28 protein-coding genes are annotated in these 23382 nt (G+C 73.7%); 15 read left to right on the top strand and 13 right to left on the bottom strand.

Features of this window, described 5'->3' with window-relative positions:
• Window positions 1–105 precede the first annotated feature (105 nt).
• Genes O7625_RS01125 through O7625_RS01115 form a run of 3 tightly spaced genes read left to right on the top strand, consistent with a single transcriptional unit; the run spans window position 106 to window position 1345 of the window.
• Window positions 106–426 (top strand): DUF6158 family protein, encoded by a 321-nt coding sequence (locus O7625_RS01125; protein WP_067303041.1) that lies wholly within the window; start codon window positions 106–108, stop codon window positions 424–426.
• Complete coding sequence (locus tag O7625_RS01120; RefSeq protein WP_282343652.1) at window positions 426–743, top strand: hypothetical protein; 318 nt, start codon at window positions 426–428, stop codon at window positions 741–743. The genes O7625_RS01125 and O7625_RS01120 overlap by 1 nt, the downstream gene beginning before the upstream one ends.
• 59 nt (window positions 744–802) lie before the next feature.
• Window positions 803–1345: a DUF1360 domain-containing protein gene (locus tag O7625_RS01115; protein WP_067303047.1), complete on the top strand. Its 543-nt coding sequence runs from the start codon at window positions 803–805 to the stop codon at window positions 1343–1345.
• A gap of 65 nt (window positions 1346–1410) precedes the next feature.
• Here the strand turns inward: O7625_RS01115 and O7625_RS01110 are convergent, their stop codons facing one another.
• Genes O7625_RS01110 through O7625_RS01100 form a run of 3 tightly spaced genes read right to left on the bottom strand, consistent with a single transcriptional unit; the run spans window position 1411 to window position 3051 of the window.
• Window positions 1411–1620 carry a hypothetical protein gene (locus tag O7625_RS01110; protein WP_067303050.1) on the bottom strand — a complete coding sequence of 70 codons (210 nt, stop codon included), beginning with the start codon at window positions 1618–1620 and terminating at the stop codon, window positions 1411–1413.
• Window positions 1621–1649: 29 nt separating this feature from the next.
• A complete protein-coding gene (locus tag O7625_RS01105; protein WP_172898547.1) occupies window positions 1650–1892 on the bottom strand; it encodes a hypothetical protein in 243 nt (80 codons plus the stop codon).
• A 55-nt stretch (window positions 1893–1947) separates the two neighbouring features.
• A complete protein-coding gene (locus O7625_RS01100; RefSeq protein WP_282343650.1) occupies window positions 1948–3051 on the bottom strand; it encodes a 3-deoxy-7-phosphoheptulonate synthase in 1104 nt (367 codons plus the stop codon).
• A 312-nt stretch (window positions 3052–3363) separates the two neighbouring features.
• On the opposite strand from O7625_RS01100, the gene O7625_RS01095 reads away from it, so the two are divergent.
• The 9 genes from O7625_RS01095 (at window position 3364) to O7625_RS01055 (ending at window position 12913) form a co-directional block, all read left to right on the top strand.
• Window positions 3364–4518 (top strand): alkaline phosphatase PhoX, encoded by a 1155-nt coding sequence (locus tag O7625_RS01095; RefSeq protein ID WP_282343649.1) that lies wholly within the window; start codon window positions 3364–3366, stop codon window positions 4516–4518.
• 59 nt (window positions 4519–4577) lie between these two features.
• Complete coding sequence (locus tag O7625_RS01090) at window positions 4578–4793, top strand: hypothetical protein (protein WP_067303063.1); 216 nt, start codon at window positions 4578–4580, stop codon at window positions 4791–4793.
• Window positions 4794–4870: 77 nt separating this feature from the next.
• Complete coding sequence (locus O7625_RS01085; RefSeq protein WP_282343646.1) at window positions 4871–6163, top strand: pitrilysin family protein; 1293 nt, start codon at window positions 4871–4873, stop codon at window positions 6161–6163.
• Window positions 6160–7506 (top strand): pitrilysin family protein, encoded by a 1347-nt coding sequence (locus O7625_RS01080; RefSeq protein ID WP_067303069.1) that lies wholly within the window; start codon window positions 6160–6162, stop codon window positions 7504–7506. Before O7625_RS01085 ends, O7625_RS01080 begins: the two co-directional genes overlap by 4 nt.
• A gap of 356 nt (window positions 7507–7862) precedes the next feature.
• Window positions 7863–8888 (top strand): aspartate-semialdehyde dehydrogenase, encoded by a 1026-nt coding sequence (locus tag O7625_RS01075; protein WP_282343644.1) that lies wholly within the window; start codon window positions 7863–7865, stop codon window positions 8886–8888.
• Window positions 8889–8964: 76 nt separating this feature from the next.
• The gene (locus tag O7625_RS01070; protein ID WP_282343642.1) at window positions 8965–9381 is read left to right on the top strand and encodes a CBS domain-containing protein; all 417 of its coding nucleotides are present in this window, start codon (window positions 8965–8967) and stop codon (window positions 9379–9381) included.
• Window positions 9382–9595: 214 nt separating this feature from the next.
• The gene (locus O7625_RS01065) at window positions 9596–9967 is read left to right on the top strand and encodes an SCP2 sterol-binding domain-containing protein (protein ID WP_282343640.1); all 372 of its coding nucleotides are present in this window, start codon (window positions 9596–9598) and stop codon (window positions 9965–9967) included.
• Window positions 9967–12027, top strand: a complete 2061-nt coding sequence (locus tag O7625_RS01060; protein ID WP_282343638.1) for a glycogen debranching N-terminal domain-containing protein — start codon at window positions 9967–9969, stop codon at window positions 12025–12027. The genes O7625_RS01065 and O7625_RS01060 overlap by 1 nt, the downstream gene beginning before the upstream one ends.
• A 136-nt stretch (window positions 12028–12163) precedes the next feature.
• Window positions 12164–12913, top strand: a complete 750-nt coding sequence (locus tag O7625_RS01055) for a lysophospholipid acyltransferase family protein (protein WP_282343636.1) — start codon at window positions 12164–12166, stop codon at window positions 12911–12913.
• 70 nt (window positions 12914–12983) lie between these two features.
• Here the strand turns inward: O7625_RS01055 and O7625_RS01050 are convergent, their stop codons facing one another.
• The 8 genes from O7625_RS01050 to O7625_RS01015 form a co-directional block, all read right to left on the bottom strand.
• Window positions 12984–13712: a hypothetical protein gene (locus O7625_RS01050; RefSeq protein ID WP_282343634.1), complete on the bottom strand. Its 729-nt coding sequence runs from the start codon at window positions 13710–13712 to the stop codon at window positions 12984–12986.
• Window positions 13713–13787: 75 nt separating this feature from the next.
• Window positions 13788–14504 (bottom strand): response regulator transcription factor, encoded by a 717-nt coding sequence (locus O7625_RS01045; protein ID WP_067303086.1) that lies wholly within the window; start codon window positions 14502–14504, stop codon window positions 13788–13790.
• Window positions 14474–15697 (bottom strand): hypothetical protein, encoded by a 1224-nt coding sequence (locus O7625_RS01040; RefSeq protein ID WP_282346764.1) that lies wholly within the window; start codon window positions 15695–15697, stop codon window positions 14474–14476. Before O7625_RS01040 ends, O7625_RS01045 begins: the two co-directional genes overlap by 31 nt.
• 79 nt (window positions 15698–15776) lie before the next feature.
• Window positions 15777–17036, bottom strand: coding sequence for an ATP-binding protein (locus tag O7625_RS01035; protein ID WP_282343631.1), 1260 nt, complete (start codon window positions 17034–17036; stop codon window positions 15777–15779).
• Between the two features lie 186 nt (window positions 17037–17222).
• Window positions 17223–18056: an alpha/beta fold hydrolase gene (locus O7625_RS01030; RefSeq protein WP_282343629.1), complete on the bottom strand. Its 834-nt coding sequence runs from the start codon at window positions 18054–18056 to the stop codon at window positions 17223–17225.
• Between the two features lie 25 nt (window positions 18057–18081).
• A complete protein-coding gene (locus O7625_RS01025; RefSeq protein WP_282343627.1) occupies window positions 18082–18621 on the bottom strand; it encodes a DUF4240 domain-containing protein in 540 nt (179 codons plus the stop codon).
• Between the two features lie 154 nt (window positions 18622–18775).
• On the bottom strand, window positions 18776–18973 hold the full coding sequence (locus O7625_RS01020) for a DUF397 domain-containing protein (protein WP_282343626.1): 198 nt from the start codon (window positions 18971–18973) through the stop codon (window positions 18776–18778).
• 64 nt (window positions 18974–19037) lie between these two features.
• Window positions 19038–19262 carry a winged helix-turn-helix domain-containing protein gene (locus tag O7625_RS01015; protein WP_282343624.1) on the bottom strand — a complete coding sequence of 75 codons (225 nt, stop codon included), beginning with the start codon at window positions 19260–19262 and terminating at the stop codon, window positions 19038–19040.
• A 221-nt stretch (window positions 19263–19483) separates the two neighbouring features.
• On the opposite strand from O7625_RS01015, the gene O7625_RS01010 reads away from it, so the two are divergent.
• Entirely contained in the window at window positions 19484–19822 is a 339-nt protein-coding gene (locus O7625_RS01010; protein ID WP_282343622.1) for a hypothetical protein, read from the top strand.
• Window positions 19819–20157, top strand: a complete 339-nt coding sequence (locus O7625_RS01005) for a hypothetical protein (protein WP_282343620.1) — start codon at window positions 19819–19821, stop codon at window positions 20155–20157. Before O7625_RS01010 ends, O7625_RS01005 begins: the two co-directional genes overlap by 4 nt.
• Window positions 20158–20164: 7 nt before the next feature.
• Here the strand turns inward: O7625_RS01005 and O7625_RS01000 are convergent, their stop codons facing one another.
• On the bottom strand, window positions 20165–21118 hold the full coding sequence (locus O7625_RS01000) for a 2-dehydropantoate 2-reductase N-terminal domain-containing protein (protein ID WP_282343618.1): 954 nt from the start codon (window positions 21116–21118) through the stop codon (window positions 20165–20167).
• A gap of 77 nt (window positions 21119–21195) precedes the next feature.
• Here O7625_RS01000 and O7625_RS00995 point away from each other — a divergent pair, with 77 nt between their 5' ends.
• Window positions 21196–21807, top strand: a complete 612-nt coding sequence (locus O7625_RS00995) for a TetR/AcrR family transcriptional regulator (RefSeq protein ID WP_282343616.1) — start codon at window positions 21196–21198, stop codon at window positions 21805–21807.
• A gap of 100 nt (window positions 21808–21907) precedes the next feature.
• Here the strand turns inward: O7625_RS00995 and O7625_RS00990 are convergent, their stop codons facing one another.
• Entirely contained in the window at window positions 21908–23329 is a 1422-nt protein-coding gene (locus O7625_RS00990) for a hypothetical protein (protein ID WP_282343614.1), read from the bottom strand.
• Window positions 23330–23382: the final 53 nt, after the last annotated feature.

Below are 23382 nucleotides of genomic sequence, written 5' to 3'. Positions count from 1 at the left end.
CGGCGTCTCCGACGCGACGTCGTAGTCACCGCGCCGGAGGGTTTGGTGCCACTCCGGCTGGGCATCCGTCTAGACAGCCAGCGCAGTCGAACCCGAGGGGGCGACATGACCGAATCACTACACCGCTCCGGCGAGGCCAGTCCCGAACAGCTGATGCCCGAGTGGGACGGCGACCACGTCCACCGCACCGACCCCGCGGTCCCCGGAGCCGACGGTGAGCTGATCGGGGTGGACCCGGCCGAACTCGACGAGGCCGACCTGATCCGCGAGCTGCGGAGCCTGCACCGCACCCGGCTGGACACCCTCCGGCACGCCGCCGACGCGGCGCTCGCCAACCACCTGCGCCGCACCGCGGAGCTGGAGACCGAGTACCTGGCCCGGCACCCCGGCCGCGAGGTCGATCCGCACCGGCTGCGGGACGCCTGATGGGGGTGCTCGCCGAGCGCGGCATGTCGGCGCCGCCCGAGGTGGTGTTCAGCACCGCCACCGACCCCGACCGGATCGACGCCTGGTTGCCCGCGCCGTTGCGGGTCGACGGCGCGGCCCCCGCCAGCCGCTCCGACGACGAGCTGAAGGCCCGCTGGGACGGCCCGGACGGCGCGGCCGAACTGCGGGTCGTGGCGGGCGACGCCGGGGGCGCCCGGGTCCGGCTGGAGCTGCCCGCCGGGTCGGCCGCCGGACTGGCCGACGAGTCACTGGCCAACCTCGAACGCGAGGTCGCCGAGAACCTGACCGCCGGCTGACCCGCCCCGAGCGGGCGACGGACATCCCACCGATGCGAACGACTGACCGAGGAGACCCGGTGACGGAGAGCGGCCTGAAGCAGAAGGTGACCCGGTTGCGCCAGGCGTACGCCCCGCACGAGCACCGGCCGCTGGGCGGCTACCTGGCGGCGATGGGCACCTACGCCGGGGTGACCGCGTCGATCGCGGCACTGGTCAGGGCGACCGGCCGACCGGTGCCCGAGCGGCCCGCCCCGGGCGACGTGGTGCTGCTCGCCGTGGCCACCCACAAGCTGAGCCGGCTGCTGTCCAAGGACGCGGTGACCAGCCCGCTGCGCGCCCCGTTCACCCGCTACGACCGCCCCAGCGGCAGCGGTGAGGTGATGGAGCAGGTCCGTGACCAGGGCAGCGCCACCCGGCACGCGATCGGCGAGCTGCTGAGCTGCCCGTTCTGCCTGGCCGTCTGGGTGGCCACCGGGCTCACCGGCGGCCTGGTGCTGGCCCCCCGGCTGACCCGGCTGGTGGCGACCGCGCTGACCGCCGTCGCGGCGTCCGACTTTCTCCAGATGGGCTACGCGATGGCCCAGCAGGCCGCCGAGGGCGGACGGCACGCCGAGGCGTGACCCCGGGTACCGGAAGGGGCCGGCGGATCGTGTCCGCCGGCCCCTTTTCCGTGTTCCGTCGCCGCTCAGGTGGGGGTGGTGCCGTGGTCCTCCCCGGCCCAACCGCGGGACGTCTCCGGTTCCCGCTCGTCGGCGTCCGCTCCGGTGATCACCTCGCGGTCGACGGCGGTCTGCTCGTGCTCGTTGGCGAAGTCCGGCTCGGGCAGGGTGTCCTGCCCCTCGGGGGGTTGGCCGAGCGCCGGCACCCGCTCGTGGTGCTCCTGCTGGTCGGACATCTCGATCTCCTCTCGCCGGCCGGGGCCGGTCAGCCCGCCGACCCGCCCAGCAGGTCGGCCACCTCGTCGACCGCGTACTCCCCCTCGGGGAGCGCGGCGACCCGGGTGAGCAGCTCCGCCGGCAGGTCCGCGCTGACCGCCGAGCGGTAGATGTCGGCCTGGCTGAGCCGTTCCTGGCCGTGGTAGATCTCGTCCAGCAGCTCGTCGAGCTGCCGGAGGTCCGGCTGGTCGGCGCCGGGCAGGTCGCCGGCGCCGGGCGCGGCCTGGGTCACGGGTGCGTCGTCGGTCACCCCGCCCTGCTACCCGGGGCCGAAACGGTCAAACCCGTCAGGCCGGGGTGGGCAGGGTGGCCCGGCGGGCCCGGACGGCGGCCCCGAGGTGCTCCAGCACCTCCGCGGTGGTGTCCCAGTCGATGCAGGCGTCGGTGACCGACTGGCCGTAGGTCAGCTCCCGGGTCGGGTCCAGGTCCTGCCGGCCGGCCAGCAGGAAACTCTCCAGCATGATGCCGACGATGCCGCGCTGCCCGGCGGCGAGCTGGGCGGCCACGTCGGCGGCCACCCGGGGCTGGTTGCGGTGGTCCTTGCCGCTGTTGGCGTGGCTGGCGTCGACCACCAACCGCTCCGGCAACCCGGCCGCCCGCAGCAGGTCCAACGCCCCGGCCACCGACCCGGCGTCGTAGTTCGGCCGACCGCCGCCGCCGCGCAGCACCAGGTGCCCGTCGGCGTTGCCCCGGGTGTGCATGATCGCCGGGGTGCCGGAGACGTCGATGCCGGGGAAGACGTGCGGCACGCCGGCGGCCCGGATCGCGTCGACGGCGGTGCCGATGCTGCCGTCGGGGCGGTTCTTCATCCCGATCGGCATCGACAGGCCGGAGGCGAGCTGCCGGTGCACCTGGCTCTCCACCGTCCGGGCGCCGATCGCGCCCCAGGCCACCGTGTCGGCGATGTACTGCGGGGTGATCGGGTCGAGGAACTCGCAGCCCACCGGGAGGCCCAACCGGACCACGTCGCGCAGCAGCGCCCGCGCGGTCCGCAGGCCGGTGTTCACGTCGCCGGAGCCGTCCAGCGCCGGGTCGTTGATCAGGCCCTTCCAGCCGACCGTGGAACGCGGCTTCTCGAAGTAGACCCGCATCACCACCAGCAGGTCGTCGGCGTGCCGGTCGGCGGCCTCGCGCAGCCGGTGCGCGTAGTCCAGCGCCGCCGCCGGGTCGTGCACCGAGCACGGGCCGACCACCACCAGCAGCCGGTCGTCGGCGCGGTCCAGCACCCGGCCGACCGCGCGTCGACCGGCCAGCACGGCCGAGGCGAGCGGCGGATCCAGCGGCAGCTCGTGCAGGAGCAGGGCGGGGGTGGTCAGCGGCACGACACGGTCGATCCGCTGGTCGATGACCGCGCCGTTGTCCGGGGTGGGCCCGTTGTCCGGGGTCGTCACGGGGGGAGTCCTTCCGCCGACCGTGCCCGGGGCCGGTGCCCGGGTCGAGCCGGCTGCTCGTAAACAGAAGGGCAGGAAGCTGAAGGCTCCTGCCCGGCCGGCTCGAAACGCGGTGACGTCAGCTCATGGTGAGGTCACCGGCTCCGCAGCCGGCTGCCTAAACCATCGATACGAGCGCGTCACGCCGACCAGCGTACCCGACCGGAGGCAAGGACTCATCCGCTCGTCGGTCAACCCTCGCCTGACGTTCACCTCCGTCACTGCCACCGTCGGTAACTTCGGCGGCACCGCTCGCTTCCCCCGGAGGTTCCGATGGACCGTCGTACCGTCCTGCGCGCCACCGTCGCCGGTGGGGCCGCCGCCTTCGCCGGCAGCCTCTGGTCCGGCGCCGCGCTCGCCGCCCCGGCCCAGCCCGGCACCGGCCCCTACGGGCCGCTCGGCAGCGCCGACGGCAACGGCCTCCAGCTCCCCGCCGGCTTCACCAGCCGGGTGATCGCCCGCTCCCGGCAGACGGTGCCCGGCACCTCGTACACCTGGCATCCCGCGCCCGACGGCGGGGCCTGCTTCGCCGCCGGCACCGGCTGGATCTACGTCTCCAACTCCGAGGTCACCCCCGGTGGCGGGGCGTCCGCGGTGCGGTTCACCGCCGACGGCACGGTCAGCTCGGCGTACCGCATCCTCTCCGGGACCAACCAGAACTGCGCCGGCGGCGCGACGCCATGGGGGACCTGGCTCTCCTGCGAGGAGACCAGCCGGGGCTTCGTCTACGAGACCTACCCGCAGGGCGGCACCCCCGCCGCGCAGCGCCCGGCGCTGGGCCGGTTCAAGCACGAGGCGGCGGCGGCCGACCCGGTCCGCCAGGTGATCTACCTGACCGAGGACGAGACCGACGGCTGCTTCTACCGGTTCCGTCCCACCGTCTGGGGCGACCTCTCCGCCGGCACCCTGGAGGTGCTGGTCGCCGGCACCGCCACCGGCGGCCCGGTGAGCTGGGCCCGGGTTCCCGACCCGGACGGCCTGCCGACGGCGACCCGCAACCAGGTCGCCGGGGCGAAGCGGTTCACCGGCGGCGAGGGCTGCTGGTACGCCGACGGCACCTGCTGGTTCACCACCAAGGGCGACAACCGGGTCTGGGCGTACGACGTGGTCGGCCAGCGCATCGACCTGGCGTACGACGACTCGCTGGTGACCGGTGGCGCCGCCCCGCTGACCGGGGTGGACAACATCACCGGCACCCGCTCCGGCGACCTCTACGTCGCCGAGGACGGCGGCGACATGGAGATCAACCTGATCACCCCGACCGGGGTGGTGACGCCGTTCCTGCGGATCACCGGGCAGTCCTCGTCGGAGATCACCGGGCCGGCGTTCTCGCCGGACGGCAGCCGGCTCTACTTCTCCTCCCAGCGCGGCACGTCCGGCGTCCCCGGCGGTGGCATCACCTACGAGGTGCGCGGCCCGTTCCGCTGACGCCGGGGATCCCGTCGTACCCGGCGTGGCGGACGGGTCGGCGGGGTAACAGGATCCGCATGACGTACGAGCAGAGCGACCAGGAACGGGTGGAATCCCGCGCCCACCTGCTGCCCGAGGAGGCGGCGGTCGGCAGCGACGACCCGCAGGCCCAGGCCGAGGCGATCCTCGCCGAGTCGGACCGCCGCTTGGCCGACCAGCGGGCCGCCCCCGACACGGTGCTGGAGCACCGCACCTCCGCCGAGACCGTCCCCCCGGTCGAACCCCCCGACTGACCCGCCCGACCGCTGACCCGCCCGCCCCGGTGGCGACACGTCGCCACCGGGGCGTGGAGATCGGATAGCGTCGGGTCATGCCCGACAGCGGTTACCCCTGGCCCATCGAGACGACCCGACTGGACAACGGCCTGCGCGTGGTGGTGAGCGAGGACCGCACCGCCCCGGCGGTCGCGGTCAACCTCTGGTACGACGTGGGCTCCCGGCACGAGCCGGCCGGCCAGACCGGCTTCGCCCACCTCTTCGAGCACCTGATGTTCGAGGGCTCGGTCAACGTCGCCAAGACCGAACACATGAAGCTGATCCAGGGTTCCGGTGGCTCGCTCAACGCCACCACCAACCCGGACCGGACGAACTACTTCGAGACGGTCCCGGCCGAACACCTGGAACTGGCCCTGTGGCTGGAGGCCGACCGGATGGGCGGGCTGGTCCCCGCGCTGACCCAGGAGACGCTGGACAACCAGCGGGACGTGGTCAAGAACGAGCGGCGGCAGCGCTACGAGAACGTCCCGTACGGCGACGCCTGGCTGCGGCTGCTCCCGCTGCTCTACCCGCCGGGGCACCCCTACCACCACGCGACGATCGGGTCGATGGCCGACCTGAACGCCGCCGACCTGGCCACCTTCCAGGCGTTCCACCAGACGTACTACGCGCCGGACAACGCCGTGCTGACCGTGGTCGGCGACGCCACCGCCGCCGAGGTGTTCGCGCTGGCGCGGCGGTACTTCGGGGCGATCCCGGCGCGCGGTGACATCCCCGCCGCGCCGGACGGGCACACCGTCGCCGGCACCGGCCGGCCCGCCGTCGAGACGGTCACCGCCGAGGTGCCGGCCGCCCGGGTCTACGTCGCCCACCGCACCCACCCGTTCGGCAGCACCGGCTACGACGTGGCCACGGTGGCCGCGACGGTGCTCGGCAGCGGCCGGGGCAGCCGGCTCTACCAACGGCTCGCCGACGGCGAACGGCTCGCCCAGCCGGACCTGGTCGGCGCGTACGGGGTGGACCTGGCGCACGCCCCGGCACCGCTGATCGCGACCGCCACCGCCCGCCCCGGGGTGGGCGCCGAACAGCTCGCCGCCGGGGTCGCCGAGGTGGTCGACGAACTCGCCACCGTGCCGGTCACCAGCGCCGAGCTGGACCGGGCCAAGGCGCTGCTCAGCACCGCCTGGTGGCGGCAGATGGCCACGGTGGACGGTCGGGCCGACGCGCTCGGCCGGTACGCCACCCAGTTCGGTGACCCGGCGAAGACCGCCGACCGGCTGTCCGGCTGGCTGTCGGTCACCGCCGGGCAGATCGCCGAGCTGGCCGCCGACGTGCTCACCCCGGCCGACCGGGTGACCCTGACCTACCTGCCGGAGGAGACCTCATGACGCTGATCACCACCCGGCCGGGTCCGGGGAACGCCCGCCCGTACCGGTTCCCGACGGTGGTCCGGCGGGACGTCGCCGGGGGCCGGGTGGTCGCCGCGCACCTGCCCGGCCAGACTCTCGCCGTCGCGTTGCTGCTGCTCGACGCGGGTGCCGGCCGGGAGCCGGTCGGCAAGGAGGGGCTCGGCGCGGTGCTGGCCAAGGCGCTGGAGGAGGGCACCGTCCAGCGGGACGCCACCGGGTTCGCGTTGGCCCTGGAGGGGTTGGGCACCGAGCTGGCCACCGGGCTGGACTGGGACAGCTTCCAGGTCAGCGTGCAGGTGCCGGTGGACCGGCTGGTGGCGGCGGTGCGACTGCTCGGCGAGGCGGTGCGGACGCCCCGGCTCGACCCGGACGACGTGCGCCGGGTCCGCGACGACGAGGCGACCGGGCTGCGGATGGACTGGGCGAACCCCGGGCCGCGTGCCGACGCGGTGCTGCGCGCCGACCTGTTCGGCGCGGCGAACCGGTGGGGTCGACCGCTGTACGGCGATCCCGACTCGGTGGCCGGGCTGGACGTGGAGGACGTCACCGTCTTCCACTCCGAGTGGTTCCTCCGCCCCGGCACCCTGATCGTCGCCGGTGACCTGGACCGGCTCAACCTGGACACGCTGGGCGCGGCGGCGTTCGCCGGCACCGGCGGCGGTCCCGCCGAGCGGGGCGGCCCGATCGACGTGCCGCTGCCCGCCGGCCGGCGGATCATCCTGGTGGACCGGCCCGGGTCGGTGCAGTCCACGTTGCGGCTGGGGCACCCGTCGCCGCACCGCGCCCACCCCGACCACGTGCCGATGACGCTCGCCGGCACGGTGCTGGGCGGGGCGTTCACCTCCCGGCTCAACCACCTGATCCGCGAGGTGCGCGGCTACACGTACGGCATCCGGGGCGACTTCGCCTCGTCCCGCCGGTTCGGTCGGTTCGCGGTCAGCTCCGGGGTGCAGACGGCGGTGACCGCGCCGGCCCTGGTCGAGGCGGTCGGCGAGATCGCCCGTACCCGGGAGGGCGGGGTGACCGAGGACGAGCTGGCGGTGGCCCGTTCCTGGCGGGCCGGTCAGCTCTCGGTCGAGTTGCAGAGCCCCCGGGCGATCGCCTCGGCGCTTACCACCCTGGTGGTGCACGACCTGCCGGACGACTACCACGCCCGGTTGCGGGAGGAGCTGCTCGCCGCCGACGTGGCGCAGGTCTCCGCGGCCGCCGCCACGCACCTGCACCCGGACGCGCTGACCCTGGTCATCGAGGGCGACGCGGCGGTGATCCGCGACGACCTGGTCGCCTCCGGGCTCGGCGAGGTGACCGACCACGCGGGCTGACCGGCCGTCGGCGAGGTGGCCGGCCCTCGGCGTGACGGCCGGCCACGTGGGCTGACCGGCCCTCGGCGAGGTAGCCGGCCGTCGGCGGGGTGACCGGCCACGCGGGTCGAGTGGTTCTCCCTCCCGGGGCGGTGTGATTCCGGTCGCGCCGCCCCGGGAGCGCCGGGCCGGACCGGCGGTGCGGATGCTGCGGCCGGACGGCCCGGTCGCGGGGGATCTTCCGGGGCTTCCGGGCGTACCGTCGGGTGGTTTTCGGGGTCGGTGGCCGGCACGGGCGGCGACCGGGGGACGGGCGGTGGCCCGGGCGGTGGGAAAGGCTTCCCGTCGTGGGCCTGCGGCTGGGTAGCCTCGCGGGCATGAGGATCGGCATTGTGGGAGCCACCGGCCAGGTCGGTGGCGTCATGCGGCAGGTGCTGGCGGAACGCGAGTTCCCGGCGGAGCAGGTGCGGTTGTTCGCCTCGGCGCGGTCGGCCGGGCGCACGGTGGCCTGGCGGGGCGGCGAGGTCACGGTGGAGGACGCGGCGACGGCCGACTACTCCGGGCTGGACATCGTGCTCTTCTCCGCGGGCAAGGGCACCGCGAAGGAGCTGGCCCCCCGGGTCGCCGCGACCGGTGCGGTGGTGATCGACAACTCGTCGGCGTTCCGCACCGACCCGCAGGTGCCGCTGGTCGTCGCCGAGGTCAACCCGCACGCCCTGGCCGACCGGCCGAAGGGCATCGTCGCCAACCCGAACTGCACCACGATGGCCGCGATGCCGGTGCTGCGCCCGCTGCACGACGAGGCCGGGCTGGTCAGCCTGGTCGTCGCCACCTACCAGGCGGTGTCCGGGGCCGGCCTGGCCGGCGTCGCCGAGCTGGACGAGCAGGTCCGCAAGGTCGTCGAGGGGGCCACCGCACTGACCCACGACGGGTCGGCCGTCGAGTTCCCCGCGCCGCGTTCCTTCGCCCGGCCGATCGCCTTCAACGTGCTCCCGCTGGCCGGTTCGATCGTCGACGACGGCTCGTTCGAGACCGACGAGGAGCAGAAGCTCCGCAACGAGAGCCGCAGGATCCTGGAGATCCCCGAGCTGAAGGTCTCCGGTACCTGCGTGCGGGTGCCCGTCTTCACCGGCCACTCGTTGCAGATCAACGCCCGGTTCGCCCGGCCGATCACCCCGCAGCGGGCACGGGAGCTGCTCGACGGTGCGCCCGGGGTGGCGCTGTCGGACGTGCCGACCCCATTGCAGGCGGCCGGTCAGGACCCGACCTACGTGGGCCGGCTGCGGGCCGACGAGACCGTGGAGCACGGCCTGGCGTTGTTCTGCTCCAACGACAACCTGCGCAAGGGCGCCGCGCTGAACGCGGTGCAGCTCGCCGAGCTGGTCGCCGCCGAGCTGCGCTGACCGGCCCCGGCGCGGGTGCGTTACCTGCGGGTCGGCGGCGGGTAGACGGCCGTGCCGACACCGAGAGGAGAGCGCCATGACGACGGTCGGAGAGTTCATGACGACCCGGCTGGTGACGATGGACGGCGACGCCACGCTCACCGCCGCGGCGCAGGAGATGCGGAACAGCGCGATCGGCGACGTGGTGGTGACCAACGGGGACGACGTGGTAGGCATCGTGACGGACCGGGACATCACGGTCCGGGGTGTGGCGGAGAACCGCGACCCGGACCGCACCAGGCTCGGCGAGATCACCAGCCGGGACGTGATCACGGTCAGCCAGCACGACGACGCGGTGGCCGCCGCGGACCTGATGCGTACCTACGCTGTGCGCCGGCTGCCGGTGATCGACGACGGCCGGCTGGTGGGCCTGGTGTCGATGGGTGACCTCGCGGTGGAGCGGGAACCCCAGTCGGTCCTGGCGGACATCAGCGCCGACGAGCCCAACAACTGACACCCACGACCACGACGCCGGCCCCCGGAGCATCGCGGGGGCCGGCGTCGTCGTCGTCCGCGCCGCCCGCCGTCTTGTCGCCCGCCGCCCGCTGCCCGCTGTCTTGTCGCCCGTCGCCCGGCCGGGGGCGTTCACCCGATCCGGGTGAGGTTGGGGACGGGTCGACCGGGGACACCCTGCGGGTACCGGGACGGGACGACAGGGGAGAGGCCCGATGGTGGACGCGACCACGAGGTTCTTCGAGAGTCTGGACCGGCGGGGTTACGAACCGCTGCTGGACAAGGCCGTCGGGACGCTGCGCTTCGACCTGCACGAGGGGGCGCACACCACCCACTGGTTGCTCCGGGTGGACCGGGGCGAGGTGGCGGTCAGTCAGGAGGACCGGGAGGCGGACACGGTCATCGGGACGACACCGGCACTGTTCGAGGAGATGGCGGCGGGCCGGGAGGACGGCCTGGCCGCCGTGCTGCGCGGGGACATGACGGTGACCGGCGACGCCCGGCTGGTGGTGCAGATCGAGCGGATCTTCCCCGGTCCGCCGGACGCCCAGGGGCCGCGTCGGCTCCACCGGCGGGAGGTGCGGTGATGGGACAGAGCAACACGGTCCGGATCCTGGACGGCAACACGTTCGTCGTCTCCGAGGAGACCGGTGACATCGAGGCGACGCCGAGCGAGCCGACCGGACTGTTCTCCCTGGACGTCCGGTTCCTGTCCCGTTGGGTGCTGACCGTCAACGGGGAACGGCTCAACGCCCTGTCCTACGACGACCTCCAGTACTTCGAGGCGCGGTTCTTCCTGGTGCCCGGGATGGCCACCCACTACGTCGACGCCAAGCTGTCGATCATCCGGGAGCGCGCGGTCGGCGGCAGCTTCCGCGAGCAGCTGACCATCCTCAACCACGACGAGAAGGCGGTCGACCTGGAGGTCCGGATGGACGCCGGGGCCGACTTCGCCGACCTCTTCCAGGTCAAGGACGAGATCCTCAACAAGAAGGGCGAGCTGTACGCCGAGGCGGAGTCCGACCGGCTGCGGCTGGGCTACCGGCGGGGCAACTTCCGCCGCGAGACGGTCATCTCGTCGTCCCGGCCGGCCCGGTACGACCGGAACGGCTTCGCGTACTCGGTGCACCTGGAGCCCAACGAGGAGTGGACCGCCGAGATCGACGTGCAGACCTTCGCGATCGGCCCGGGCGGGCGGGACCTGCGGCTGGGGGTGACGGTGCACGGCCACGAGCGGCTCGCCCTCCAGCACGACCTGGAGGAGTGGATCGCCAAGGCCCCCAAGGTCAACAGCGAGCACGACCAGGTGGCCGCCACCTACCGGCGCAGCCTGGTCGACCTGGCGGCGCTGCGCTTCGCGCCGCTGTCGCTCGGCGGCCAGACCCTGCCCGCCGCCGGCCTGCCCTGGTTCATGACCATGTTCGGTCGGGACAGCATCCTCACCTGCCTCCAGGTGCTGCCGTTCGCCCCGGAGCTGTCCAAGACCACGCTGCGGATCCTGGCGTCGTTGCAGGGCACCCGGTTCGACGACTTCCGCGACGAGGATCCCGGCCGGATCCTGCACGAGATGCGCTACGGCGAGACCGCCGCCTTCGAGGAGCAGCCGCACTCGCCGTACTACGGTTCGGTGGACGCCACCCCGCTCTTCGTCGTCCTGCTCGACGAGTACGAGCGGTGGAGCGGTGACGCCGCGCTGGTCCGGGAGCTGGAACGGGAGTGCCGGGCCGCGCTGCGGTGGATCGACGACTACGCCGACCTGGCCGGCAACGGCTACATCTGGTACGAGCGGCGCAACACCGACACCGGCCTGGAGAACCAGTGCTGGAAGGACTCCTGGGACTCCATCTCGTACGCCGACGGCAGCCTGCCGCCGTTCCCCCGGGCCACCTGCGAGGTGCAGGGTTACGCGTACGACGCGAAGCTGCGGGCGGCCCGGATGGCCCGGGAGTTCTGGGACGACCCGGCGTTCGCCGACCGGCTGGAGCGGGAGGCCGCCGCGCTGAAGGAGCGCTTCAACCGGGACTGGTGGGTCGCCGACGGGGAGTACTACGCGCTGGCCCTCGACCCGGACGGTCGACAGTGCGACGTGCTCACCTCCAACATCGGACACCTGCTGTGGAGCGGGATCGTCGACCCCGACCGGGCCGAGCGGATCGCCGAGCACCTGGTCGGGCCGCGGCTGTTCACCGGCTGGGGCGTACGCACCCTCGCCGAGGGGGAGGTGCGGTACAACCCGATCGGCTACCACAACGGCACGATCTGGCCGTTCGACAACTCCTTCATCGCCTGGGGCCTGCGCCGGTACGGCTTCGCCGAGGAGGCCGCCGTGATCGCCAACGGCATCCTCGACGCGGCCACCTACTTCGACGGGCGGCTGCCCGAGGCGTTCGGTGGCTACCGCCGGGAGCAGACCAAGTTCCCGGTCGAGTACCCGACGGCGTGCAGCCCGCAGGCCTGGTCGACGGGGGCGCCGCTGCTGCTGCTGCGGACGATGCTCGGCCTGGAGCCGCACGAGGGGCACCTGGCGGTGGAGCCGGTGCTGCCGGTCGGGATGGGCCGGATCGAGGTGCTGGACATCCCCGGCCGGTGGGGACGGGTCGACGCCTTCGCCCGGGGCCGTCTCGATCTGCACAAGCTGGCCGACTGACCGGAGCGCCGCCGGTACGCCGGCTGCGCCCCTGAGCCGGCTGCGCCCCCACTGCGGCTGCGTGCCCAAGCCGGCTGCGTGCCTGAGCCGGCTGCGCCCCTACGGCGGTGTCGCTCACGCGGGGTAAAGTGCCCGGATGCCGGAACTCGTGTACCCGCCCGTGATCGCCACCGCCAAGACGCTGTTTCGGGTCCTCGACCTGCGACTGACCGTCGACGGGAGCCACCACGTGCCCCGGACCGGTGGGGCGGTGCTGGCCAGCAACCACGTCAGCTACCTCGACTTCATCTTCTGCGGGTACGGGGCACACGCCTCGCGGCGGCTGGTCCGGTTCATGGCCAAGCACGACGTGTTCGCGCACAAGGTCTCCGGCCCGCTGATGCGCGGCATGAAGCACATCCCGGTGAACCGCTCCGCGGGGGTCGGGTCGTACAACACGGCGGTGGACGCGCTGCGCCGCGGCGAGGTGGTGGGGGTCTTCCCGGAGGCGACGATCAGCCGGTCCTTCACCGTCAAGGAGCTCAAGAGCGGGGCGGCCCGGATGGCGCAGACGGCCGGGGTGCCGCTGCTGCCGGTGGCGCTGTGGGGCACCCAGCGGCTGTGGACCAAGGGCCGACCGAAGACCCTCACCCGGCGGCACACCCCGATCACCATCCTGCTCGGCGAGCCGATGGACCCGGCCGCCTATCCGGACGCCAACACGATGACGGCGGAGCTGAAGACCCGGCTGAGCGCGCTGGTCGACCGGGCCCAGCGGGAGTACCCCGACAAGCCGTCCGGCCCGGACGACACCTGGTGGCAGCCGGCGCACCTGGGCGGCACCGCGCCCAGCCCGCAGGAGGCCGCCGAGCTGGACCGCCGCCCCCGCCGCTCCACCGCCTCCTGACCAGTCCCCTCGCGGCCCGGGGTCGTCCGGCCGGCGGCTCAGCTACCGACCGCGGCCCGGTCGGCCCGGCTCAGCTACCGACGGCGTCCCGGCCGGCCGGTTGCGGGCGACGGTAGTAGTCGTCGCGGGACAGGAACTCCACCGGCAGGGAACCCGGCAGGGTCACCCGCGCCTCCCCGGTCATCGGGGCGGCGGTGGCCCGGCGGATCAGCACGTCCCGCTCCGGCGGTGCCAGCTCCACCAGCTCGGGGCGGGAGATCCGGAAGCAGGCCACCGTCCGGCGGATCAGCCGGGCCAGCTCGGTCACCGGGCCGAGCTGACCGCGTAGGGCCAGGGTGGGTTGCTGGATGGTCCGCAGCGCGTCGCAGACCACCAGCAGCTCCGCCTCCTGGGGCGGACCGTCCGGGTCGGACGAGGGGGTGGGCCGCAGCTCCAGCCGGGACGGCCACTGCCAGCAGACCTGCCCGCTGACCAGGCGGGGCAGCCGGACGTTCCGGCGGTGCCGGACCCCCGTCGAGTCGATCTTGCCGGCGACCAGGGCCAGGTCACCGGCGAGGCAGACGTACGCGAGGCGTCGGTCGGTGACGGTGACCGAGGCGGGCGCCGGCAACACCCACTGCCCGCGGGTGCCGGTCGGGCTGAGCAGGCAGCCGGCCACCGATGTCAGGTACCGCCCGAGCACCCGTTCACCGGGCTCCGGGACCAACTCGTGGTGCCTGTCGAGCACCGGGGCGAAGTTGTCCTCCGGTGCGTCGAACCGATGTGGTGCGATGAAGAACGGGGACATGTCCTCGCGCATCGTCACGACCTCCCCCCGCGCAGTGGTCTTCGACGTTCAGCCTTGTCGACCGGTGACGCACTGTCATGACACCCGTTAGGGGGTCGGCCGGTCGGAGGACGCCTGTGACCGGTAGGTGCCGATCTCCTCCGGCCGGATGAGTCCGTCCTCGATCGCGCGGGCCAGCAGCGCGGCCTTCGTGGCGGCCGGGCGACCCGCACGGGTGTACTTGATCCGCGCCCGGTCGACATATTGTTTGACGGTGTGCTCGCTGATCTGCATCCGGCGGGCCACCGACGCCTTCGACATCGACTGGAACCACAGCAGCAGCGCTTCCCGTTCCTTGTCCGACAGGGCGGGCCGGTCCGGTCGCGGATCCCCCACCATCGCCCCGGCCAGGGTCGGCGGCACGTACGGGCGGTCGCTGGCGGCGGCCAGCACGGTCGCCACGCAGTGCTCCCGCCCCTCGTGCTTGGCCAGGAACGCGGTCGCCCCGGCGTCGAGCGCGGCGAGCATCGTCGCCGGATCGGTGTGTTCGGAGTAGACCACCACCCGGTGGCCGGCGGCGCTCAGCTCGGCCAGCTTGTCGAGCACCATCCGGCCGCGTAGCCGCAGATCCAGCAGGATCACGTCGGCCTGCGGCGCGGTGCGCAGCACCAGGTCGGGGTCGTCACCGGTGGCGAGCACCCGGAGCCGGGGCTCGGTGGTCAGCCACGCCCGTACTCCGTCGATCACCACCGGGTGGTCGTCCACGATCGACACCCCGACGGGCCGCTCCCCGCTCATGGCCTGCGCCATCGGGTCTGCGTCCACCTGATCTCCCCGTCCCGCTCGTGCAGGTGTTCCACCTGCTCGTCGTCGTCGGCCGGCCCGGCCGACGGCCCGACCGTCCCCGGGCCGTTCACCTCTGGCCTGTCCGTCTCCGGGCCGACCGCCTCCGGGCCGACCGCCCCTGGACCGTTCACCTCCCGGCCGGTCGCCTGCGGGCCGGCCACGTCGGGGGCGACCAGGCTGACCGCCACCTCGTCCGGACCGGCCACCACGGTCAACCGGGCCCAGCCGGTGGCGTCCGCCAGCGCGGCGGCGAGCGGATCGGCCAACCGGCGGCGGACCTCCACCGGCAGCGGCGGCGGCGTGCCGACGGCGATCAGCTCGATCGGCAGGCCGTTGCGTTCGGCCAGGTCGGCGGCGGCCCGCAGCTCGTGCAGGAGCGGGTCCGGCACGTCGTCGGCCTCGGCGATCAACCGGCGCAGCCGGGTCGCGGCCAGCACGCACCGCCGCTGCACGAACGGGTCGGCCGGGTCGGCCCGACCGTCGGCCAGCTCCGCCAACACCTGCTCGGCGGCCCCGCCGACCAGTGCCAGCCGGCTGCGGCGGTCCGCCCAGGCCCGTTCGGCGGCGTCCTGTTCGGCGCGTACGGCCAGGGTCGCCGCCGCCGTGCCGGCCCGGTCCCGGGCCAGGGTGGCGATCACCGCCGCCCCGGTGAAGACCGCCACCGGCAGCGACGACGTGCCGTAGACGTACATCGTGAAGCGGGTCAGGTCGGCGGGGGCGGTCGCGCCGTCGCCGACGAGCGTGGCGAGCGCGATCAGCGCGTGACCGACCAGCAGGAGGATCATCCAGCGGATCGGGCGACCCCAGAGCACCACCACGAGGAACCAGGCCAGCCCGGTCCACGCCCAGTTCGCGGCGGCGAAGAGCTGCCGTTCGCCGGCCGCCGCGAAGACCGCCGCGTCCACCGCCAGCAACAGCGTCGCCAGCGGCAACGCCGGTGGCAGCGCGCCGTGCAGCAGCCGGTGGGCGGCGTACCCGCCGACGAGGCCGGCGGTCAGCCAGCCCGCCGCGACCACCGTCGGCGCGGCCAGCTCGGACCACGCGCCGAGCACGGCCGGCAGCCCGACCGCGAGGTGCCAGACCAGGGCGATGGCCACCGCCGCGATCCGGGCGCCCCGGTCGGAGAACCGGGCCACGTCCGCCGCCGGCCCGTCGACCGCCGGCCCGTCCATCGCCGACAGGTCGACCGCCGCCGGGTCCGCCGCCCTGGGCGCCGACCGGGGTACGCGGACCGGTGCCGGCGCGCGGAGGTCAGTCGACATGCGGCCACTCCAACCTGATCCGGGTGCCCTCGCCAGGGGCGGAGGTCACCTCCGCGCGCCCGCCGACGTCGGTCAGCCGGCCCCGGATCGACTCGCGCAGCCCGTACCGGTGGGCCGGGACGGTGGCCGGGTCGAAGCCGGGACCGTCGTCGACCACCTCGACCACGACGCCGCCGTCGTCGCTGCCCAGCCGCACGACCACGGCGGCGTCCGGTGCGTGCCGGGCCACGTTGGCCAGTGCGGCGGCGGTGGCGTCGACCAGCGCGGCGGTCACCCCCGCCGGGGCCGCGCAGGGCGGCAACGTGGCGGTCACCCGCAGCTCGGGGTGGGTGTCCAGCAACGCGCGCAGGCCGTCGTCGAGACCGGGCGGGCCGACCGTGGCCCGGGGCGACCCGCTCGTCGCTTGCGGACCGGCGGCGGCCAGGGGAGGGCCGGCGGGGACGCCGACCGGGCCGGGCGGCGGTGCGGACCGGGCGTTCGCGAGCCCGACCAGGGTACGCAGGTCGGCGGCGGCCCGTTGGCGCAGCGCCGCCGAGCCGGCCGGCAGGGCACCCAGCCCGACCATGGTCAACGTGGACAGGACGGTGTCGTGCAGGTCCCGGTTCTGCCGCCGTTCTACCTCGCGGATCGTCCGGGCCAGCACCGCCTCCCGGCGCAGCCGCTGGAACTCGGTGAAGGCGGCGTCCGCCCGGCTGATCCACCGGCGCATCACCACCGCCATCATCGCCGCGCAACCCGTCTGCACCAGCAGGGTCGCCGCGTGCGCGGACGCCTCGACGGTGTTGCCGGCGGCCGAGGTGCCGGCCGCGTATGCGGCGGTGACCAGCAGGCCCACGGGCACCGACCAGCGGACCGGCGCGGTGGCCTGCGCGTTGATCACCGTGGTGCTGGCCAGCACGGCGAGCCAGCTACCCTCGCCGGGCAGCACCTCCGGGGCGACCAGCAGCGGGGCCAGCAGACTCGCCCCGACGGTGAGCGCGACGTCCCCGGCGACCATCCCGGGACCGATGCCGACCCACAGCGCCCGTGCCGCGTAGAAGACCGACCAGCCGGTCAGCACGACCACCGTGGCCAGCAGCAACGGCACCCGGACCGGCGCGGTGCGGACCGCCAGCGCGGTCACCGCGCCGAACAGGCCGCAGGTCAACCGGAGCATCGCCGGCAGGGTGGTGAAGATGAGCTGCAACGCGCCACCCGCCGGCCGATCCAGCAACGACGGTGACGAGGTCGGAGCGGGAACGGCCGACATCAAGAGAAGTGCGTCCTTCGGGCGGTGACCCGTCCGGGTCTGCTCGGCGGTGCATCGACGCCGGAGAATAACACGAACAGCCCTAACCGATCACCAATGGTGTGCGGCGTGTCGCGTTGCGTCCGGCCTGCCGGCACACCCGGCACCTCGGCGGACCCGGCATCCCGGGCTGCCCGTCGTCGCCGGTCAGCGGCGCAGCCACGCCAGGGCGGCCGGTGCGCCGTCGAGCACCGAGATGTGCCCGCCGTCGGCGGCGATCCGCAGCTCGGCCGCCGGGCAGACGCCGGCCAGCCAGCGGCTGTGCGCGGCCGGCACCACCCGGTCCCGCCCGCCGTGCAGCAGCAGCACCGGGACCGGCACCCGGGCCGGGTCGAAACCCCACGGCGCGACGTACGCGAGGTCGTCGTCGACGAGCCCCGCCGGGCCGCCCCGGACCGCCGGGCCGACCACACTGTCGAACCAGGACCACGGCCCGGCCAGGGCGGCGAGGTCGGCCGGGGTGAACTCCGGGTCGTAGTCGGCATCGGACGCCGCGAGGCGTTCCCGGGCCGCCCGGCCCTGCACGGCGGCCCCCAGCGACGTCACCCCGGAGGGCGTCATCCCGCCGAACCAGTCCAGCCCGGCCGCGCCGTAGGGGGCCAGCCCGGCGACCGCGACCACGGCGGTCACCCGGTCGGGCAGCAGCGCCCCGCAGGCCAGCGCGTGCGGTGCGCCGCCGGAGTGGCCGAGGGTGGCGAACCGGTCCAGGCCCAACGCGTCGGCGACCCGGGCGGTGAACCCGGCCGCCGAGGCGACGTCCCGGTCGGGCAGCCGGGTGGAACCGCCGTAACCGGGCCGGTCGAACGACACCCAGCGCAGGCCGAGGCGGTCGGCGTCGGCGAACAGCGGGGCCGGCGGGGTGCCGATGTTGGGGCTGCCGTGGTGCCAGACGACCGGCAGCCGGCCGGTGCCGTCGTCGCCGGTGTCGTAGACGTGCAGGGTGCCGCCGCCGGGCAGGCTCAGGTCGGTCTCGGTCAGCACGGCGGCCCCCCGGCGGGAGGGTGGCTCACCGCTCCGCCCAGCCCGCCGGGTTGCTGAACGATTCCCGGGAGATGCCGGAGCCGGTCCGGGGCCAGTCGCCGAACCGCTGGTCGTGCAGGTGGGCGAAGAAGTAGCAGATGCCCTGGAAGTCGCCGTCGGGCACCGCCCGCGTCGGGTCGGCCCGGACCGCCTCGTAGAACTCCCGGCCCAGCGCCACGACGTGCCCCCGGCCGTAGAGGAAACCGTCGTCGGAGCCGTCGATCACCGCGTGCACGTCGGCCCGGTCGATGTCGTACAGCTTGCGCTCGACCACCCGGTCGAGGTCGGTCAGGTCAGGGCTGGACAGGTCGGCGCAGAGCTGGCCCAACTGGTCGAGGAAGGCGTCCCGCCAGGTGTCGAGCGCGGAGGCGCTGTCGTCGTCGGCGGCCGGGTCGCGGGTGAGCAGCGCCCGGCGCAGCGCGGCGGCCTCGGGGCCGAGCCGCTCCCAGGCGGCCTCCACCAGGTCCCAGAACCGGGCCTCCTCCTCGGCCGTGGGCAGGCGGTTCGCGGTGTCCGTGTCACTCATGGGCCGCACGGTAGCGGGCCGCTCCGACGTTTCCGCTCACCGTCCCGGTGCGGGCACGGTCGTCCCGGTGTGGGCGGGCTGCCGATGGGGAGGGGCGGTGCGGGTGGGGGCGGTGCGGGTGGGGCCGCCCGTTGGGGGGCGGCCCCGGATGCACTCAGCGCAGCCCGTGGCGTGCCTGGTGGACGAAGGCGGACCAGGCGGTCGGGGAGAACCGCAGCGTCGGACCGGCCTGGTCCTTGCTGTCCCGTACGCCGATCATGCCGGGCAGGTTGTCGGCCACCTCGACGCAGTTGCCGCCGCTCCCGCCGCTGCGGGTGCTCTTGCGCCAGACGGCACCGGCCAGGTCGTTCATGTTCGCTCCTCGATGATCGTCCCCGGTGACAGCAGGGGTACGCGCAGGCCACCGCAGCCGGCGCCTACTCTCCCCCTGCGACGTAGACCCCGCGCCCCGGCTGCCCCACGACCAGGTCGCGGTCGTGCAGGAGCGAGACGGCGCGGTACGCGGTGGCGACGCTGACGTCGAACTGGTCGGCAAGCTCGCTGGTGCTGGGTAGCTTCGTCCCCGGCGTGAGTTCGCCGCTTTTGATCTTCGTGGTCAGCGTGTCGGCGATGCGTCGGTATTCGGCAGGTGCAGAGGGCATGGCTTCGTTCCCTTGGTTCGGCCCTGCCATCTGACCACGAGCCGACCAACGTCAGCAAGTGATGTAAGGCGATCACGCGCTGTGCCTTTACCTACGTCAGATAGTGACGTAGATTCTTCGTGGCTGCCCTTGGTTCGGCAAACGAAGGCCAGTCCCCGTCAGGGCGGCGTGGATCCCGTCGCCCTGACGGGCCATTCCATCCCGAGCGTCGGGGAGTGCCCATGGACCGGATCCGCCAGGACGACTACCTGTTGGCTGCCATGCTGACCCTGGCCAGGCGACACCGGCCGGTGTGGAGTTGGCGGCGCTGGCGCAGGGTGTGCCACTGCGGCGCGGAACTGCCCTGCCGGGCGTGGCAGCGCAGTCCGGTCGGTCGGGCGACCCGGGCCACCGTCGGTGAGATGCCGCTGCTGGTCCGGGCGGCGTGGGACTGTCTGGACCAGCACCGGCGCAGCCGTTGCGGGAAGTGCGCCGAGGCCGGGTTCTGCCCGGTCGCGGAGGCCGCAAGGCACCGGATCAGGCAGTGGCGCAGGTTCCGGCACGTCTGGGGGCGACGGTGAGCGCGCCGCTGCCCACGGCGGGTGACCTGGTGATCGTGGGTCGGGCGGCCAGTGTGCAGTTCCTCCGGCCGATCAGCTGCCGGGTGATCCGGATACTCGACTGGATCACCTACGACGGGTGGTGCTGGCTCGACGTCTACCAGCTCAACGCCAAGGGGGACGCGATGGCCCGGCGGTCGATCTACGTACAACCGGCGGGGTTGGAGGTGGTGCAGGCTGCGCCGACACCTCGCGCGCCGAGCCGGGCGGGGGTGCCGCCCAACGTACGCCGGTTGCCTCGTGCCGCCGGGACGCCGCCGGCAACCGCCGGGCGAGGTTCGGCCGGTAGGGGGTGACGGGGCGTCAGGGGGTGTCCGCGCTGGCGAAGTAGGGCTCGGCCGCCTCCAGTCGGGGCACCCGCACGCCCAGCCTGCGCGCCTCGGCGAGGGTGTCGCGGCAGACCGCGCGCAACTCCTCGGGGTTGGCGTGGGCCTGCATCACCCTGCGCATCGGCGGGAAGCGACTGAACAGCAGGGAGAGTGCCGGTGCCGCCAGCCAGATCGGGGCGGTGAAGGGCTTTAGCTCGGCGCGGTGCCGCCGCAGGTCGACGCCGCGTGCCTCGACGAGCGGCAGCAGCTCGCGGGTGGCGAGGATCGCCTCGCGTACGTCGCCGGTCGTCAGCGTGGACAGCGAGCCCCGCCGCAGGCTCTGGGTGTGCAGGCCCGCGTTCTGGGCGAAGTGGACCGACAGCCAGCCCCGGAAGTCGGAGTTCTCCCGGATCCTGAACGCCGCCCCGCGAAACACCTGGCGGACGGCCTGCTCACGGCCGGTCGGCGGTCGGTCCATGGTGCCGAAGAAGACCACGGGCAGCAGTGCCGCGCGCAGCACCCCGTCGTCGCCGAACCCGCCGCCCGCCCCGGGGAAGCCCCAGGCCACCTGGTCGGCGGGGAGGTGTGCCGTCGCGGTCGACGGCTCGACCCACAGGTTGTTGAAGACGAGCACCGTCGCCCCGCCCACCCGTGGCCCCAGATAGGCCGCAGCCTCCGCGAAGTTGTAGTGCTGCACGCTCAGCACGATCAGGTCGAAGTCGTGGTCCGGCTCCACCGACTCGCGGTAGCGCACCGGCCACTTCTCGACGACCCGCTTGCCCCACGGCCGCCGTCGTACGTCGAGCAGGTCGAGGTCGATCGAGTCGCCGTACGCCGCCGCCCGCCCCGGTCGGACGTAGAACTCGACCTGGTGCCCGGCCTGCTCCAACGCCCATCCGTACGTCGCGCTGATCACGCCCCGGCCGAACATCAAGATCTTCACGCGCACCCCACGGCTATAATTGGAGGCCATCTCCACTTTCAAAATATGGAGACAGTCTCCACTTGTCAACGTGAGGCCCCCGGATGACCGACGCCCAGCCGCCCCGCGCCGCTGCCCAGCCGCCGCCTGCCGCCGCCAAGCCGCTGCGCGCCGACGCCCGCCGCAACCGCGACGCCCTGATCGCCAAGGCCCGCGAACTCTTCGCCGACGGCCGCTTCGACCTGCGCTTCGACGACTTCGCCAAGCTGGCCGGCGTGGGCACCGGCACCCTCTACCGGCACTTCCCCACCCGGGAAGCCCTCGCCGAAGCGGTCTACCGGGAGGAACTCCGGGCCATCTGCGACCGGGCACGGGAGATGCAGGCCACACTCCCCGCCGACGAGGCGCTGGAGACCTTCCTGCGCGGCTTCGTCGACCACCTGCACGTCCACGAAGGGCTCGCCCGCACCCTGTCGACCCTGATGGCCACCCAGTCGGGCGTCATGGCCGAGGGTGCCCAGGCTCTGGGGCAGATCGTCGACGACCTGCTGGGGGCCGCCGTCAGGGCGGGGAGCATCCGGGACGACGTGGGTGCGGGTGCGGTCATGATGGCTGTTCAGGGGATCTGTGCGGCGTACGGGCACCCGGCCTACCGGGCTGACGCGGACGGTGTGGTCACCCTCGTCCTTGCCGGTCTGCGCCGAACGGCGCGGTGAGCGGACCGCACCGGTGTGCCGCCCCGCCCGGTCCGGCCTGTCGAGGGGGAGCGGTGGCGGGGTGCGGACGGCGCTCGTCCGCCCGCACCCCGCCGGTGCCTCAGGTGTCGTAGCGGCAGGTGCCGCCGGTGTTCGCCGTACAGTCGTTGAGCTGGAGGCTGTCCAGGTTGATGGCCTGGTTGCCGGTGGTGGACTGCGCCGGCACGTTCACGGTGAGCCGCACGCTGGCGGCGTTCGCCGGGGCGGTGGCGGTCGTCCGGTACTCCAGCCAGTTGCCGGCGAGCGTGTCGGTCGCTCCGGTGCTGGTCGACAGCAGGGTGCCGCTGGAGTTGTACCAGGCGAGCTGGAGTTGGGTGTTGACCGCCGTGCCGCTGCGCAACCGGGTGAACAACTTGTACGTCCGGCCGGCGGTGACCGTGGCCCGGTTCGTCAGCGAGATCGACGACGTGTTGGACGGCCCGGTGTAGGTGTTGAACTGGACCGACCGTCGGCCGTCGAAGTAGGTGCAGGAGTTCCCCGAGATGCCGCACGCGGGCGTCACCTGGTGCCAGCCGCCCGACGAGGTGAACGTCGACGTGCTGCTGCCCGGGGTGGCGGCCTCGACGGTGCGCTGCTCGGCGGTGAGCAGGTCGTTGTTCGCGCCGACGTCGCAGCAGACCGGCGCGGTCAGCATCGGGTGGTTCGCCACGTTCACCTTCGCGGTGGACGGGCTCGGGTCGATGTAGAAGCTGGCCGACAGCTCACTCGGGTCGTAGTAGCCGCGGAACCCGGGATCGGTGTTCCAGTTGTCCCACCAGCCGTACATGATGTCGGGCACGTAGGAGGCCCCGGTCTCGGCCATCCAGGCGTGCCCGGCACCGAGCACGTGCAGCAGCTCGTGCCCGGCGACCCCGGTCGTCCACGACTCGGTCACCGCCGAGCAGTGCGTGCCGCTGGAGTTCCCGCCGTTCGGGCACTGGTAGGCGTCGGAGTTCGACGCGAAATCGGTGAAGACCAGGTAGATCCGGTTGCTGTCCTGGTATCCGGCGGAGACCAGGTCACTGCGGACCGTGCTGGCGGGGGTGTTCGGGTTCGCCCCGGCGTCGATCTTCTCGGGTACGACCAGGGCGCGGGCGTAGCCGGCGTACGTGCTGGTGTCGTAGCCCGTACGGCAGCTCAGGTTGTAGTGCTGGTCGTAGTTGGTCGACTCGTCGAGCGCCCAGTCGATGCGGTCCACCACCTTGGCGATGTACTCGACGTTGGCCTCGTAGTTGTTGCCCACGCCGTCGTGCCAGGCGTAGATCACCTGGACGGCGGGGGTCGCGCCGGTCGGGGCGGCCGGGTTGGCCACGGTGGACTGGCAGCCGCGCTTGGGCACGGTGGGCATGCTCGGCTGCGCGTACGGCTGGGCCGGCTCGCTGCCAGGCCCCCAGGCCAGGGCGGGAGTCGGGGCGGAGAGCACCGCGAGGACGGTGGCCAGGGTGGCGGCGGTGACGGCGGCGAGGGTACGCGGTCGTCGGGTCCGGAACGGGGACCGGGGCAAGGATGCTCCTCGATTGGTGGCGGACACCGCCGGTAGACGGTGCGTGTCCATCC

The sequence above is a fragment of the Micromonospora sp. WMMD714 genome, from assembly GCF_029581315.1.
Lineage (GTDB): Bacteria > Actinomycetota > Actinomycetes > Mycobacteriales > Micromonosporaceae > Micromonospora > Micromonospora rifamycinica.
Note: the sequence above shows the minus strand (reverse complement) of the source record. Positions and strands in the feature narration are given on the sequence as shown.

Bases quoted from the DNA above. Each gene is read 5' to 3' on its own strand.
- O7625_RS01125 (WP_067303041.1), top strand. From the start codon at position 106: ATGACCGAATCACTACACCGCTCCGGCGAGGCCAGTCCCGAACAGCTG.
- O7625_RS01120 (WP_282343652.1), top strand. From the start codon at position 426: ATGGGGGTGCTCGCCGAGCGCGGCATGTCGGCGCCGCCCGAGGTGGTG.
- O7625_RS01110 (WP_067303050.1), bottom strand. From the start codon at position 1,620: ATGTCCGACCAGCAGGAGCACCACGAGCGGGTGCCGGCGCTCGGCCAA.
- O7625_RS01095 (WP_282343649.1), top strand. From the start codon at position 3,364: ATGGACCGTCGTACCGTCCTGCGCGCCACCGTCGCCGGTGGGGCCGCC.
- O7625_RS01090 (WP_067303063.1), top strand. From the start codon at position 4,578: ATGACGTACGAGCAGAGCGACCAGGAACGGGTGGAATCCCGCGCCCAC.
- O7625_RS01085 (WP_282343646.1), top strand. From the start codon at position 4,871: ATGCCCGACAGCGGTTACCCCTGGCCCATCGAGACGACCCGACTGGAC.
- O7625_RS01080 (WP_067303069.1), top strand. From the start codon at position 6,160: ATGACGCTGATCACCACCCGGCCGGGTCCGGGGAACGCCCGCCCGTAC.
- O7625_RS01075 (WP_282343644.1), top strand. From the start codon at position 7,863: ATGAGGATCGGCATTGTGGGAGCCACCGGCCAGGTCGGTGGCGTCATG.
- O7625_RS01070 (WP_282343642.1), top strand. From the start codon at position 8,965: ATGACGACGGTCGGAGAGTTCATGACGACCCGGCTGGTGACGATGGAC.
- O7625_RS01065 (WP_282343640.1), top strand. From the start codon at position 9,596: ATGGTGGACGCGACCACGAGGTTCTTCGAGAGTCTGGACCGGCGGGGT.
- O7625_RS01060 (WP_282343638.1), top strand. From the start codon at position 9,967: ATGGGACAGAGCAACACGGTCCGGATCCTGGACGGCAACACGTTCGTC.
- O7625_RS01055 (WP_282343636.1), top strand. From the start codon at position 12,164: ATGCCGGAACTCGTGTACCCGCCCGTGATCGCCACCGCCAAGACGCTG.
- O7625_RS01050 (WP_282343634.1), bottom strand. From the start codon at position 13,712: ATGCGCGAGGACATGTCCCCGTTCTTCATCGCACCACATCGGTTCGAC.
- O7625_RS01040 (WP_282346764.1), bottom strand. From the start codon at position 15,697: ATGGACGGGCCGGCGGTCGACGGGCCGGCGGCGGACGTGGCCCGGTTC.
- O7625_RS01035 (WP_282343631.1), bottom strand. From the start codon at position 17,036: ATGTCGGCCGTTCCCGCTCCGACCTCGTCACCGTCGTTGCTGGATCGG.
- O7625_RS01025 (WP_282343627.1), bottom strand. From the start codon at position 18,621: ATGAGTGACACGGACACCGCGAACCGCCTGCCCACGGCCGAGGAGGAG.
- O7625_RS01020 (WP_282343626.1), bottom strand. From the start codon at position 18,973: ATGAACGACCTGGCCGGTGCCGTCTGGCGCAAGAGCACCCGCAGCGGC.
- O7625_RS01015 (WP_282343624.1), bottom strand. From the start codon at position 19,262: ATGCCCTCTGCACCTGCCGAATACCGACGCATCGCCGACACGCTGACC.
- O7625_RS01010 (WP_282343622.1), top strand. From the start codon at position 19,484: ATGGACCGGATCCGCCAGGACGACTACCTGTTGGCTGCCATGCTGACC.
- O7625_RS00995 (WP_282343616.1), top strand. From the start codon at position 21,196: ATGACCGACGCCCAGCCGCCCCGCGCCGCTGCCCAGCCGCCGCCTGCC.